Genomic DNA, 14015 nt, shown 5'->3' on the forward strand with positions numbered 1-14015 from the left:
ATGCCGGGCCGGACGGGGTTCAGTCCTCCGGCGGCGGCCATTCGTCGCCCCAGGCCGCGTCGCGGGCGTCCTTGTAGAGCGGCCCCTGGCGCTTGCCCCCGGGACGCCCTCGTGGTCTTCAGCGGTGTCTCGGGGTCCGGCAAGTCGTCCCTGGCGTTCGGGACGGTCTACGCGGAGGCGCAGCGCCGCTACTTCGAATCCGTCGCCCCCTACGCCCGTCGGCTGATCCATCAGGTGGGCGCCCCGGTGGTGGGCGAGATCACCGGACTGCCGCCCGCGGTCTCGCTGGAGCAGCGCCGGTCCGCCCCGTCGTCCCGTTCGTCGGTGGGCACGGTCACCACGCTCTCCAACTCGCTGCGGCTGCTGTTCTCCCGGGCCGGTGACTATCCACCCGGCGCGGAGCGGCTCGACTCGGACGCCTTCTCGCCGAACACCGCCGCCGGGGCGTGCCCCGGATGCCAGGGGCTGGGCCGGGTCCACGAGACGGACGAGGGCCTGCTGGTCCCCGATCCGTCCCGGTCCGTCCGGGAGGGCGCGATCGCCGCCTGGCCGGGCGCCTGGCAGGGCAAGAATCTGCGGGACGTCCTGGACGCGCTGGGGTACGACGTGGACCGGCCCTGGCGCGAGCTGCCGGCGGCCGACCGGGAGTGGATCCTCTTCACCGACGAGCAGCCGGTGGTGACGGTGCATCCGGTCCGGGACGCGGACCGGATCCAGCGGCCGTACCAGGGGACGTACCAGAGCGCCCGGCGCTATGTGCTGCACACCTTCGCCACCTCGAAGAGCCGGACCCTGCGGGCCCGGGCGGAGCGGTTTCTGCGCTCGGCGCCCTGCGCCCGGTGCGGCGGGGCCCGGCTGCGGCCCGAGGCGCTGGCGGTGACCTTCGCGGGCCGGACGATCGCCGAACTCGCGGCCCTGCCGCTGGACGGACTGGCCGAGGTGCTGGCGGCGGCCGAGGGGGACGCGGCGGCCCGGGTACTGACGGCCGATCTGCTGGCCCGGATCGCCGCCGTCACCGAACTCGGCCTGGGCTATCTCTCCACCGACCGGCCCGCGCCCACGCTCTCCAGCGGGGAGTTGCAGCGGCTGCGGCTCGCGACCCAGCTCAGGTCGGGGCTCTTCGGTGTGGTCTATGTGCTCGACGAGCCGTCGGCGGGGCTGCATCCGGCCGATACCCGGTCGCTGCTGACCGTCCTCGGCCGGCTGAAGGCGGCGGGCAACTCGGTCTTCGTGGTGGAGCACCATCTGGACGTGATGCGGGCCGCGGACTGGATCGTCGACGTGGGCCCCGGCGCGGGCGACCGCGGCGGGCGGATCCTGCACAGCGGTCCGCCCGAGGGGCTGGCGGCGGTGGCGGAGTCGGCGACGCGCCGTTTCCTGTTCGGCGGTGGCACCGGGGGCGGCTCCGGTGGCGGTCCCGACGGTGGTTCCGGCGACCGTCCACCAGGGGGTCCGGCGGCGGCCGAAACACCGCAGCCGAGGCGCGAGGCGTCGGAGTGGCTCTCCCTCGGCCCGGTGACCCGGCACAATCTGCGCGATGTCCGGGTCCGGATCCCGCTCGGTGTGCTGACCGCCGTCACCGGCGTGTCGGGTTCGGGCAAGTCGACGCTGGTCGGGGAGATCACCGGGGACGTGCCCGGGGTGGGCCGGCTGGTGACCGTGGACCAGAAGCCAATCGGCCGTACGCCCCGGTCCAATCTCGCCACCTACACCGGGCTGTTCGACACCGTCCGCAAGCTCTTCGCCGCCACCGACGAGGCCCGCACCCGCGGCTACGGCGCGGGGCGGTTCTCGTTCAATGTCGCGGGCGGGCGGTGCGAGGAGTGCCAGGGCGAGGGGTTCGTCGCGGTCGAGCTGCTCTTTCTGCCCAGTACCTACACGCCCTGCCCGGTCTGCGCGGGCGCCCGGTACAACGAGGAGACCCTGGCGGTACGCCACCGGGGGCTGACCGTCGCCGAGGTGCTGGATCTGTCGGTGGAGGCGGCGGCCGTCCGGTTCGCGGACGTCCCGGCGGCGGCCCGCAGTCTGTCGACCCTGCTGGACGTGGGCCTCGGCCATCTGCGGCTGGGGCAGCCCGCGACCGAGCTGTCCGGCGGTGAGGCGCAGCGGATCAAGCTGGCGAGCGAGTTGCAGCGGTCGCGCCGGGAACGGACGGTGTACGTCCTGGACGAGCCGACCGCCGGACTGCACCCGGCGGATGTCGAGGTGCTGATGCGGCAGCTGAACGGGCTGGTGGACGCCGGGCACTCGGTGGTCGTGGTGGAGCACGACATGACGGTGGTCGCGGGCGCCGACTGGGTGGTGGATCTGGGACCGGGCGGCGGCGGCGCTGGCGGCCGGGTGGTCGCCGAGGGCACACCCGCCGAGGTGGCGTCGGCGCCGCAGAGCCGCACCGCCCCGTGGCTGGCCCGGGCCCTGCCCGTACGACCCGCCGTCTGACGAGGCCGCCACGACCGGCCCGCCGTACGACTCACTCCCCCACCCCGGCGGATCGGGTACGTACGCAGATCGCCACGACGCCCGGCCCGGTTCCGCCGGGTGCGCCCCCGGGCCGGGCCGGGTCCGTCGCATCCCGGGAGACCACCCCTCGGCGCTCCGCCAGGGGGCCACCCGCCGTCGCGCGTCGCACGCGCCGCAGACCGCGGTCTCCGCCCACCGGGTGGACGGCGCTGCTGATGCTCCTATCGGCAGTCAAGGGCTACTGAGAACTGAGAGTGGCCCGGTCAGGTTTTGTAGGGGTACAGAGCGACGCTCGCCGATCCGACGCTGACCTGCACCCAGGACTCGTCCATGCTGTTGGGAATGGGTGATGCCAGGTCGAAAAGCACGGGCCAGTGGCCCATCCGGAGGTAGCCGGCGCCGTCGTCGGTCAGGTGGAGGCGACCACTCATGATCACCTGGTCGCCTTCCTGCCGGAGTTCCGGCTCGGCGGCAGTGGCCGGCCGGGTGTTCCGGCCCCAGTGGATGTCCTCGTCGACGGTCCATTCGATGAGGTGGCGGCCATCCGCTTCGCCCGGATCACCATGCCAGCGCACCACGGCGGTTCCGATGGAGGTGTGAACCCGAACGGTCATGTGCTGCCGCGGGGGCTGCGGCAGGCTCTCCGTGCGGACGAACATCGTCTCATCATCCATGACGTCCCGCCTCAGGTTCGAGGAATTGTTGGGTCTCTGCGGTCAAGCGGCGGTGAGCCGGTCCCGGTATGCGCATACGAGGTCTTCGTCGCGGCGTGTGCCGCGACGATAGCCACGACCACCGGACCCGCTACGAGTATCAATGCCGGACTCGCCCGGGTCAGCGCCCGGAGCGGCGGGTGGCGCGCAGCCATTCCTTGTTCATCGCGGAGATCGACGGCAGTGGGATCCCCTTGGGGCAGGCGGTCGCGCACTCCCCGGTGAGGGTGCAGCCGCCGAATCCCTCGTCGTCCATGGCGGCGACCATGTCGAGGACCCGGCTCTCCCGTTCGGGCGCGCCCTGCGGGAGGACGTTGAGGTGGTTGACCTTCGCCGAGGTGAAGAGCATCGCCGAGCCGTTGGGGCAGGCCGCCACACAGGCGCCGCAGCCGATGCATTCGGCGTGTTCGAAGGCGGTGTCGGCGTCGGCCTTGGGTACGGGGGTGGCGTGGGCCTCGGGGGCCGAGCCGGTGGGCACCGAGACATAGCCGCCCGCCTGGATGATCCGGTCGAACGCGGAGCGGTCCACGACCAGGTCCTTGACGACGGGGAAGGCGGCGGCCCGCCAGGGTTCGACGTCGATGGTGTCGCCGTCGGCGAAGGAGCGCATATGGAGCTGGCAGGTCGTGGTCCGCTCGGGCCCGTGGGCGTCGCCGTTGATGACCAGGCTGCACGCGCCGCAGATGCCCTCGCGGCAGTCGTGGTCGAAGGCGACGGGGTCGTCGCCGCGGAGGATCAGCTCCTCGTTGAGGGTGTCGAGCATCTCCAGGAACGACATGTCGGGGGAGATGTCGTCGACCTCGTAGACGGCCATGGCGCCGGGTGCGTCGGGGCGCCGCTGGCGCCAGACGCGGAGGGTGAGCCTCATGCGTAGCTCCGCTGGGTGGGGTGGACGTATTCGAAGACGAGGGCTTCCTTGTGGAGGACTGGGGCGCGCCGGTCGTGGGGGAACTCCCAGGCGGCGGCGTAGCCGTACTCCTCGTCCCGGCGGGCGGCCTCGCCGTCCGGGGTGCGGGACTCCTCGCGGAAGTGGCCGCCGCAGGACTCGGCCCGGTGCAGGGCGTCGAGGCACATCAGCTCGGCCAGTTCGAGGTAGTCGACGACCCGGTTGGCCTTCTCCAGCGACTGGTTGAACTCCTCGCCGGTGCCGGGGACCTTGATCCGCCGCCAGAACTCCGCCCGGATCTGCGGGATGCGCTCCAGTGCCTTGCGGAGTCCTTCCTCGGTCCTGGACATCCCGCAGTACTCCCACATCAGTTCGCCCAGCTCGCGGTGGAAGGAGTCGGGGGTGCGGTCGCCGTCGACGGCGAGCAGCAGATGGAGCCGGTCCTCGGTCTCGGCGACGACGGCGCCGACCTCGGGGTGGGTGGCGTCGGGCCGGTCGCCGACCGGGGTGCGGGCGAGGTAGTCGTTGATGGTGGACGGCAGGACGAAGTAGCCGTCGGCGAGGCCCTGCATCAGGGCGGAGGCGCCGAGCCGGTTGGCGCCGTGGTCGGAGAAGTTGGCCTCGCCGATGGCGAAGAGGCCGGGGACCGTGGTCTGGAGGTCGTAGTCCACCCAGAGTCCGCCCATGGTGTAGTGGACGGCGGGGTAGATCCGCATGGGGACCTCGTACGGGTTCTCGGCGGTGATCCGCTCGTACATCTCGAAGAGGTTGCCGTACTTCTCGGCGACGCTGTCGCGGCCCATCCGGCGGATGGCGTCGGCGAAGTCGAGATAGACGCCCTGGCCGCCGGGGCCGACGCCGCGGCCCTCGTCGCAGACGTTCTTGGCGGCCCGGGAGGCGATGTCGCGGGGCACCAGATTGCCGAAGGAGGGGTAGATCCGCTCCAGGTAGTAGTCGCGTTCGTGCTCGGGGATCTCGGCGGGGGGCCGGTGGTCGCCGCGGGCCTTGGGGACCCAGATCCGGCCGTCGTTGCGGAGCGACTCGCTCATCAGGGTGAGCTTCGACTGGTGGTCGCCGGTACGGGGGATGCAGGTGGGGTGGATCTGGGTGAAGCAGGGGTTGCCGAAGTAGGCGCCCCGGCGGTGGGCCCGCCAGATCGCGGTGGCGTTGGAGTTCATGGCGTTCGTCGAGAGGTAGAAGACGTTGCCGTAGCCGCCGGTGGCCAGGACGACCGCGTCGGCGAAGTGGGTGGAGATCTCGCCGGTGATCAGGTCGCGGGCCACGATGCCCCGGGCCCGGCCCTCGACCACGATCAGATCGAGCATCTCGGTCCGCGGGTGCATGGTGACGGTGCCCGCCGCGATCTGCCGGGCCAGGGCCTGGTAGGCGCCGAGGAGGAGCTGCTGACCGGTCTGGCCGCGGGCGTAGAAGGTCCGGGAGACCTGGACGCCGCCGAAGGAGCGGGTGTCGAGGAGTCCGCCGTACTCCCGGGCGAACGGCACGCCCTGGGCGACGCACTGGTCGATGATCTCCACGGAGATCTGGGCAAGCCGGTGCACATTGGACTCCCGGGCCCGGAAGTCGCCGCCCTTGACGGTGTCGTAGAAGAGCCGGTGTACGGAGTCGCCGTCGTTGCGGTAGTTCTTGGCGGCGTTGATGCCGCCCTGGGCGGCGATGGAGTGGGCCCGGCGCGGGGAGTCCTGGTAGCAGAACTGCTCGACGTGGTAGCCCTGTTCGCCGAGGGTGGCTCCGGCGGCGCCCCCGGCGAGCCCGGTCCCGACCACGATGACGGTGTGCTTGCGCCGGTTGGCCGGGTTGACCAGCTTGGCCTCGAATCGGCGGCGGTCCCAGCGTTCGGCGATCGGCCCGTCCGGTGCCTTGGTGTCGGTGATCGGGGCGCCGGTCTCGTACTCCGTGTAACTCATTCTCAGCTCACCACTCCGGTCATGACGCCGACGGGGACGGCGACGAAGCCCGCGGTCAGGACGAGCGCGAGGCCGTTGGCGACGGCCTTCAGGGCCCGGTCGCGGGTGGCGCTGCCCGCGCCGAGGGTCTGCGCGGCGCTCCAGAAGCCGTGCCGGATGTGCAGTCCGACGGCGGCCATCGCGGTCAGATAGATGACATTGCCGTACCAGGTGGAGAAGGTCGCGACGACGTTCTCGTACGGCTTCCCGGGCTCGGCGTTCTCGTTCACCGTGAGGGTCGTCAGATCGAGGATGTGCCAGACCACGAACAGCGCGATGATCACCCCGCCCCAGCGCATGGTGCGGGTGGCGTAGCTCGCCCGGCGGCGGCGGTGCGCGTAGCCCGTGGGCCGGGCTCTGATGTCGCGCCGGCTGAGCTGGTAGGCGCTGACGCCGTGGGCGACGATCGCGGCGACCAGTCCGATCCGGACCAGCCACAGGGCCCACTCGTGGTGGAGTACGGGCGCGCCCATGGTCCGCAGCCAGTGGCCGTAGGCGTTGAACTCCTCCGGGCCGAAGAAGACCTTGAGGTTTCCCATCACATGCGCGACCAGATAGCCGAGCATGATCAGCCCGCTGACGGCCATCACGACCTTCTTGCCGATCGTGGAGCCCCAGAACGAGCGCGGGGGGCGGGTCCCCGGTGCCCGTTTTCGGTCCGTACGCGTTGCCAGAGCCATGCCCGGAACGGTAGACGCGTACCTGACCAGTGGTCCAAGACATGATTCGGCTGATCTCCATAGCCATTGCCTATGAACGGGCTATTCTGGGGCCATGCAGCTCCAGCAGCTCCAGTACTTCGTGGCCGTGGCCGAGACCCGGCACTTCACCCGGGCCGCCGAGCGGGTCCATGTGTCGCAGCCTTCGCTCTCCCAGCAGGTGCGGGCGCTGGAGAAGGAGCTGGGGGCGGAGCTGTTCAGCCGGGCCCGGGGCAATATCGGGCTGACCGAGGCCGGGGAGGCGCTGCTGCCGCTGGCCCGGCGGATCCTGGCGGACGCGGACACCGCCCGGCTGGAGGTGCAGGAGCTGGCCCGGCTGCGCCGGGGCCGGGTACGGCTCGGGGCGACCCCGAGTCTCTGTACCGGGCTGCTCCCGGATGTGCTGCGCGCCTTCCACGACCGGCATCCGGGGATCCGGCTGCTGATCGACGAGGGCGGCTCGCACGATCTGGTGCGCAGGCTGGCCCGGGGCGCGCTGGATCTGGCGCTGATCGTGCTGCCGCTGCCGCCCGCGTCACCGGCGCTGACCACGGTCGAGCTGCTGCGCGAGGATCTGGTGGTGGTGTCGTCGGCGGCGGCCCCGGCGCCGCCGGATCCGGTCCGGATCGCCGATCTGCGGGAGGTCCCGCTGGTGATGTTCCGGCACGGCTACGACCTGCGGGAGCTGACGGTCGCCGCGTGCAGGGCGGCGGGTTTCGAGCCGTCGTTCACGGTGGAGGGCGGGGAGATGGACGCCGTACTGGGCTTCGTCCGGGCGGGGCTCGGGGCGGCGGTGGTGCCCCGGATGGTCGCGGACCGCGCGGGCCCCGATCTGCGGGTGACCCCGCTGGCGCCGCCGGGGCTGCGGCGGACGATCGCCCTGGCCCACCGGAGCGACGTGGCGCCGCCCCGGGCGGCCCGGGAGCTTCAGCGGGTCCTGCTGTCCACGGTGTCGGACGGCGCGACGCGGCCGGGCGGCGGGCCGGTGGAGGGCTGAGGGGCGTCCCGGCGGACCGGGTCGTACGGGTGCGACGGCGCCCGGGGAGCCGTACGGCCTCCGGGGTCGTACGGCTCCCCGTTCAGATCGCGTCGGCCAGGGAGAGCGCGTGGAGCTTGTCCGGCGGGCCCGGGCGGGCGTAGTACCAGCCCTGGGCGGTGTCGCAGCCGAGTTCGCGGAGCTGGTCGGCCTGGACGCCGGTCTCCACGCCCTCGACGGTGACGGCGAGTTCCAGACTGTGCGCCAGCGAGACGATCCCTTCGACGATCTTCAGATCGACCGGGTCCACGGGCGCCTGCTGCATGCCCTTGGTGAAGGAGCGGTCGAGCTTGAGGACGCTGACCGGCAGCCGCCGCAGATTGGCCAGGTTGGAGTAGCCGGTGCCGAAGTCGTCGAGGGCGATGTCCACACCCAGCTCGGCGAGTTGCCGCAGCGGCCTCAGCAGCCCCTCGTCGGCTCCTATCAACGCGGACTCGGTGACCTCCAGGCAGAGCGCGCCGGGCGCGAGGCCCGCGCGTTCCAGTACGGCGACGGTGTCGGCGACCAGACCGGGGTGCTGGAGCTGGGTGGGCGACAGGTTGACATTGATCCGCAGCGGTACGCCGTCGGCGAGGTGTTCCTGCCAGTGGCACGCCTGGCGGACCGCCTCCTGGAGGACCCAGCGGCCCAGCGGCACGATGAGCCCGGTGTGCTCGGCGAGGGGGATGAACTGGTCGGGGCCGAGTACCCCGTGCTGGGGGTGGGACCAGCGGACCAGTGCCTCGGCGCCGTGCACCCGGCCGTCGCCCATGTGCACCAGCGGCTGGTACTCGATGAAGAACTCGCCGCGCTCCAGCGCCGCGGGCAGGGCCGTGGTCAGCCCGTGCCGGGTGATGGCCCGCTGGTCCAGCTCGGGATCGGCCATCTCGAACCGGTTGCCGCCGCGCGCCTTGGCCCGGTACATGGTGATGTCGGCGCTGCGCAGCACCTCGGCGGTGGTGCGCTCGCCCGCCGGGCCCTCCACGATGCCGATGGAGCCCCGGACGGTGAACTCCCGGCCGTCGACCAGGATCGGGGTGCCGAGGGCGCCGAGGATCCGGGCGGCCAGCTCCCCGACCTCGTACTCGGTGTCGGGTCCGGTAGTGAGGGCGACGAACTCGTCGCCGCCGAGCCGGGCCACCATCTCACCGGGCGCGGTGGCACAGCTCTGCAACCGGTCGGCGACCTCGACCAGCAGCCGGTCGCCGGTGGCGTGGCCGAGGCTGTCGTTGATGGCCTTGAAGCCGTCGAGGTCGAGATAGCAGAGCCCGAACCTGGCCTCGGGGGCGCCGTCCGCCCCGGCCACCGCCGGGGTGTTGCCGGGGCCGGTACCGGCCAGGGCCTTCTCCAGCCGCTCGAAGAAGAGCGTACGGTTCGGCAGCCCGGTCAGCGCGTCGTGCGTGGCCTCGTACCGCAGCCGGAGGTTGAGCAGCCGGCGCTCGGTGGTGTCCTCCAGCAGCGCCAGCAGATACTGCGGTCTGCCCTCCGGGTCCCGCAGCAGGGACATGGTGAGATTGGTCCACAGGACGGTGCCGTCGTCGCGGAAGAACGGCTTCTCGACCCGGAAGTGCTCCCGCTCGCCGCGCTTCAGCTCCCGGTAGAGCTGGGCGACGTGCGGCCGGTCCTCGGGATGGGTCCATTCGGCGATCTTCCGGCCCCGGACGTGGTGTTCGAGGCCGCCGAACATCCGGGTGAGGGTCTCGTTGACCTCCACGACCGTGCCGTCGAGTTCGGCGATGCCGATCCCGATGGCGGCGCCCTCGAACACGGCCCGCAGCCGGGTCTCGGTGGCGTGCAGGGCGTGCACCGCGTCGGTCCGGGCGGTCAGCGCCGAACGGGCCACCGCCTCCTGCTCGGTGAGGGTGCGGTCCCGCAGCCCGGCGGCGAAACCGGCCGCCACCGCGTGCTGGAGCCGGGTGCAGCGGGTCCGCCCGTCCTCGACGGTCAGCTCCTCGTCGCCCGCGTCTCCGCAGTACAGCACCAGATAGGCGTCGATCACACCGAGGGTGCGGGTCAGCGCCTCGGGGTCGGTGAGATGGGCCTCGACCAGCGCCGCGCCGACCCCGTGGGCCGGATTGGGGTCGAACGGCCGGGTGTGCAGCAGCCCGCGGAGTCCGCGGGCCAGCGGCAGCAGATGCTCCTCGACCTCGTTACGGGTCAGGGAGGTCGCCGTCACGGGGAAGACGGCACGGCTCCAGATGGTCGCGAAACGGCGGAGTCTGTCCTCAAGACCGTCCGGGTCCGCCGCGGGACCCGTCGCCTGCGACGGCGCCATCACGCCTTGCGCCCCACCCCTGCGTAGCTTGAGAAGGCATATGGGTCCTCCTGCTCGGCTGGGGCGTCCGGCCGCCAGCGCGGCGTGAACACCAGTCCGGGCTCGACCATCTCGTACCCCTCGAAGAACCGAGCGATGTGCTCTTGTGAACGCAATGTCAGTGGACTGCGGATGTCACGGTAGACCCCCAGAGCCCCATCCGTCTGCTCCTGGGACACCGGGACGCCGTCATATGCCGCGTGGGTGAGGACGATCAGGCTCTCCGGCGGCAGTGCCGCGCCCAACTCCCGTACCGCGCCGTACGGGTCGTCCGCGTCCTCGACGAAGGGAAGCACGCCGAGCAGCAGCAGCGCCACCGGGCCGGGTGCCGCGAGCAGTTCGGCGACCTCGGGAACGTCGAGGATCTGCCGGGGTCTGCGCAGGTCGGCGGCTACTACGGTGATCCCGGGGTCGCCGCCGGCCACTTCCCGGCCATGGGCGACGGCGACCGGATCGTGGTCCAGGTGGACGACCCGGCTGCCGGGGTCCGCGGCCCGGGCGACCTGGTGCACATTGCCGTACGAGACGATTCCGCAGCCGATGTCGAGGAAGCGGGACACCCCCCGGCCGACGGCCCAGCCGACCGCGCGGCGCATGAACGCCCGGTCGGCCTGGACGGTCTTGGGCAGTCCCGGCAGATACTCCAGGGTCCGGCGGGCGGCGGCCCGGTCGGCGGCGAAGTTGTGGGATCCGCCCGCGTAGTAGTCGTACATCCGGGCCACACTCGGCATCGAGGTGTCGATGCCGGGCGGGGCCCAGGCAGCACGCTCCATCGATGTCTCCAACCGGGTTCGACCAGCGGCCGTGCGGTGTCTCCGGCCGTGTCCGCGGCCGGTGTTCGAGCCGAGGCTACTGATCGGCCGTCGTTTGGGCGAGTCCGGACGGCGATCCACGGGCCGTTCTTCGTCACACCCCGGGGGTACGGGATGCGGTCCGCGGGCCCGGCCCGAGGCGCGGGCGGCGGCGGTCCGGCGGGGCTACGGGCGGTCCGGGCCGGACCCCGCGGGTCCGGCGGGCGGGCCTCGCGGGGCCCGATGGCCTTGCCCCGCGGGCCGATCGCGACCCTGACGCCCTCTTGACTCGCGCCTCGCCGCCGCCCGGCTCGCGGTCCGCGCGCGGGCGGGGCCGGAGTCCGCCATGAGGGGTCCGGCGGATCCGGTGGCGAAATCCCTCCGGAGGATGCCCCGGATGTCGTCGTTGTTGACGGCAACGGCATCGGGGGAGGCGGCCGGACGCCCCCGCGGCCCGGTCGGGTCCGGTTCACCGAGCGGAATCCCCGTGGCGGCGCCCCGGCCGCCGGCCCGTTGGGGCATCGCGGGAACCCGGCGCTCCGCGGGACCCGGTGACCACGGGCGGGCTCACCGAACGGTGTACGACCCAGGGATCGGAGGCAGGGTCCGTACGCGGCCGGAAACGGAACCGGAGCCCGGGGCTTCGGATGCGGCGTCCCCGGGCCCCTCCCCCGCCGGGGACGGAGTGACCGCGCCCGGAAGCGGCCCACCGGGGACGGCCGGGAACCGGACACGGCCCGTACTCCTGTGCGAGGTGGCGCCGTTTCATGGCTGACCTGGCGTCCTCGCCGGAACGGCCCGTCCCGGCCGATTCCGGCCGGGACGTACCGAGGACGCAACGACCGTCCCCCGTCACACCGGTCCCGTTCGCCCGGGGGACCGCCGGACCACCGGGAGAATGTTCGCACACCATTGCTTTCGCAAAGGGATCGAAACAGGCCGGGGCGGGGTCCGCGCGGAGCCCCGGGACGAGCCGCGACGGGTCCGGCGGCGGCCCCGGCCGAGCGGTCGGCCACATATTCCGCTATCCCGGAACGAGGGTGCGATGTCCGGCGGCGCGCCGCGTCCGTCCCCCGCCCGGCGGACACCGATGACCCGTTCGCCCGGTACCGATCGCGGCCGGATAGGGGCACTCCTAGCGTTTCGGACATCGAGGGGCTGATCCGGTCTCACGTGGAAACAGCTTCCGCGGCGCTCCTCGGGGACCCGGAGGAATGACCATGCGCGCGATACGTGCCGCGACCGCCGCTCTGCTGGGAGCGTCCGTGCTGGCCCTGGCGGCTCCTGTCGCCCTGGCGGGCGGCAACGGCGGGGATCCCCTCTTCGCCGTCGCGCCGTCGACGGTCGCGCCCGGCGGACGGGTGGCGCTTTCGGCGAACGGCTGCGCGTCCACGGCGACCGCGACGTCCGGGGTGTTCGACTCGGCGTCGATCCGCCCGGGTGGCTCCACGACGGTGACCGTGGACCGGGACGCCCGCCGAGGCGCCCAGTACTCGATCCGGTTCAGCTGCGGTGACGCGCAGAAGACCGTGATCCTGACGATCAGCGGGGGCACCGCGAGCCCGACCATCAGTACGACGGTCAGGCCACCGGTCGCGCCCTCCCCGACGGTGCCCGCGACCCCCGCGCGCACCACGGCACCGGCCCCGACGACAACCGCGACCGCGACGCGTACGGCCACCGCGACCGCACCGGCCACCACCCCGCAGGGGGTCCGCGGCGGACTCGGCGGCAGTGTGACGGGCGGCGCGGGCCCGGTCGAGTTCGCGGCCGGGGCGGCGCTGGTACTGGCGGCGGCGACCGCGACGGCGGTGGTTCTGCGCCGCCGGACAGGGGTGCGCCGCCACTGATCCGGCCGGGTGGGCGATCGCGCGAAACCGCGCGGTCGCCCACCCGTCGTTCGTCGTTCCCACGGATCACGAGGGCGCGGGCGGCACCCGGGCGCCCGGGGCGGTTTCCGGAGCGGCATCCGGGGCCGGGAAAGGCCGGACGCCCCGGACGTGCGGGCGGTGGGTCCGCGCGGGCCGCGTGCGAGTCGGCCCGTACGCGCGCCGCCCGTTCCTCCCGGCCGAAGGGGGGACCGGGAGAGTCGGGCGCGCGGATCCGTCCGGGTGTCCGGGGCGTCCGGTGGTCCGTCAGAGCGTTTCGCCGAAGGCGCGTCGGCGGCGGGCGATCACCAGGGCCCCACCGAGTACGGCGGCACCGGCCAGGGATCCGCCGACCGCCATTTCCGCGGTGGTGGGGCCGACCGAGCCGCCGAGACCGCCCCGCGCCCCCCTGCCCCTCAGCACGGCGAACTCCGCGGTCTCCACCCGGTTGCCGTTCTGGCACCGGACGGCCAGGTTGTACGCGCCAGGAGCGGCCCGGTCGTGGACCCGGGCCACGGCGACCTGGGCACCGTCACCACCCCGGCCGTTGTCCCGGCCACCACCCTGACCGCCCTGACCGCCGCCCTGGCCGCCTTGGTTGTCCCGGTTGTCGCGGCTATCGCGGTTGTCGCCGCCCTCTCCGTTCTCCCTGTTGTCTCTGTTATCTCTGTTATCTCTGCTGTCTCCGTTATCCCTGTTCTCGCCGTCGTCCCGGCTGTCGCGACTGTCCCGGCCGTCCCGGTTCTCCAGTCGTGCGGTGGGGAAGGCGTTCGACGTCACCGTGCCGCCGCGGGAGCAGCCGTCGACGGTGATCCGCAGAGTTCCGCCCGGGTGGACCGCGTGCGGATGGACGGAGATGTTGTACGGCCCCGTGTCCCGGGTGTCGCCACCGGCGACGGCCAGGGGGGCCTGGAGCCCGACGGCCACGCCCGCGACCGCGGCCACGGCGAGAGCACGTGAAGCACGCATCGTGAACCTCCAGCGGAAGACGCCCGGAACGGCGCTCCGGGATAGTCGACGAGTACGCCTTCCATGACGCACCCTCACCGGGCCCGCCACCGCACGCATGTCGACGCCCGCGACGGCGGCACCCGACACGCCCACGACACGCCGAATGGGCTCCGTGGAACCGCAGGTCACGGACCGTCAGCCCGGCCGGGGAGATTTTCCCGGGGCGTTGGCGCGGACGGACGAGCGGACCGGCGCGCCACCCGTTCGCCCCGTCCCGATCGCCGGACGGTCCCGGCTCGCCTACCGTGCGCAGGGAACAAAAGGATCAAGAGCACAAAAGTATCCATTGGCGGAC

The 14015-nt window shown here is 72.7% G+C and carries 10 protein-coding genes; 3 read left to right on the forward strand and 7 right to left on the reverse strand.

Annotated elements, in window-relative coordinates:
• Positions 1–39 precede the first annotated feature (39 nt).
• Complete coding sequence (locus AB0G74_RS14820; RefSeq protein ID WP_361145614.1) at positions 40–2439, forward strand: excinuclease ABC subunit UvrA; 2400 nt, start codon at positions 40–42, stop codon at positions 2437–2439.
• Positions 2440–2723: 284 nt separating this feature from the next.
• On the opposite strand, the gene AB0G74_RS14825 is transcribed toward AB0G74_RS14820, so the two are convergent.
• From AB0G74_RS14825 to AB0G74_RS14840, 4 genes are all read right to left on the reverse strand, one after another.
• Entirely contained in the window at positions 2724–3134 is a 411-nt protein-coding gene (locus AB0G74_RS14825) for a hypothetical protein (RefSeq protein ID WP_361145341.1), read from the reverse strand.
• Between the two features lie 160 nt (positions 3135–3294).
• Positions 3295–4041: a succinate dehydrogenase/fumarate reductase iron-sulfur subunit gene (locus AB0G74_RS14830; RefSeq protein ID WP_361145343.1), complete on the reverse strand. Its 747-nt coding sequence runs from the start codon at positions 4039–4041 to the stop codon at positions 3295–3297.
• Positions 4038–5984, reverse strand: coding sequence for a fumarate reductase/succinate dehydrogenase flavoprotein subunit (locus tag AB0G74_RS14835; RefSeq protein WP_361145345.1), 1947 nt, complete (start codon positions 5982–5984; stop codon positions 4038–4040). The genes AB0G74_RS14830 and AB0G74_RS14835 overlap by 4 nt, the downstream gene beginning before the upstream one ends.
• Before the next feature lie 2 nt (positions 5985–5986).
• Positions 5987–6703, reverse strand: a complete 717-nt coding sequence (locus tag AB0G74_RS14840) for a succinate dehydrogenase (RefSeq protein ID WP_361145347.1) — start codon at positions 6701–6703, stop codon at positions 5987–5989.
• Positions 6704–6797: 94 nt separating this feature from the next.
• Between AB0G74_RS14840 and AB0G74_RS14845 the strand changes: the two genes are divergently transcribed.
• Positions 6798–7718: a LysR family transcriptional regulator gene (locus AB0G74_RS14845; RefSeq protein WP_361145349.1), complete on the forward strand. Its 921-nt coding sequence runs from the start codon at positions 6798–6800 to the stop codon at positions 7716–7718.
• 82 nt (positions 7719–7800) lie between these two features.
• On the opposite strand, the gene AB0G74_RS14850 is transcribed toward AB0G74_RS14845, so the two are convergent.
• The gene (locus AB0G74_RS14850; RefSeq protein WP_361145351.1) at positions 7801–10014 is read right to left on the reverse strand and encodes an EAL domain-containing protein; all 2214 of its coding nucleotides are present in this window, start codon (positions 10012–10014) and stop codon (positions 7801–7803) included.
• Positions 10011–10823, reverse strand: a complete 813-nt coding sequence (locus AB0G74_RS14855) for an SAM-dependent methyltransferase (protein ID WP_361145354.1) — start codon at positions 10821–10823, stop codon at positions 10011–10013. The genes AB0G74_RS14850 and AB0G74_RS14855 overlap by 4 nt, the downstream gene beginning before the upstream one ends.
• A gap of 1238 nt (positions 10824–12061) precedes the next feature.
• Between AB0G74_RS14855 and AB0G74_RS14860 the strand changes: the two genes are divergently transcribed.
• The gene (locus tag AB0G74_RS14860) at positions 12062–12691 is read left to right on the forward strand and encodes a hypothetical protein (RefSeq protein WP_361145356.1); all 630 of its coding nucleotides are present in this window, start codon (positions 12062–12064) and stop codon (positions 12689–12691) included.
• Between the two features lie 285 nt (positions 12692–12976).
• On the opposite strand, the gene AB0G74_RS14865 is transcribed toward AB0G74_RS14860, so the two are convergent.
• Positions 12977–13678 carry a hypothetical protein gene (locus tag AB0G74_RS14865; protein WP_361145358.1) on the reverse strand — a complete coding sequence of 234 codons (702 nt, stop codon included), beginning with the start codon at positions 13676–13678 and terminating at the stop codon, positions 12977–12979.
• Between the last annotated feature and the right edge of the window lie 337 nt (positions 13679–14015).

Origin of the sequence: Streptomyces sp. NPDC020875, assembly GCF_040641415.1 — a bacterium.
Taxonomy (GTDB): Bacteria; Actinomycetota; Actinomycetes; order Streptomycetales; family Streptomycetaceae; genus Streptomyces.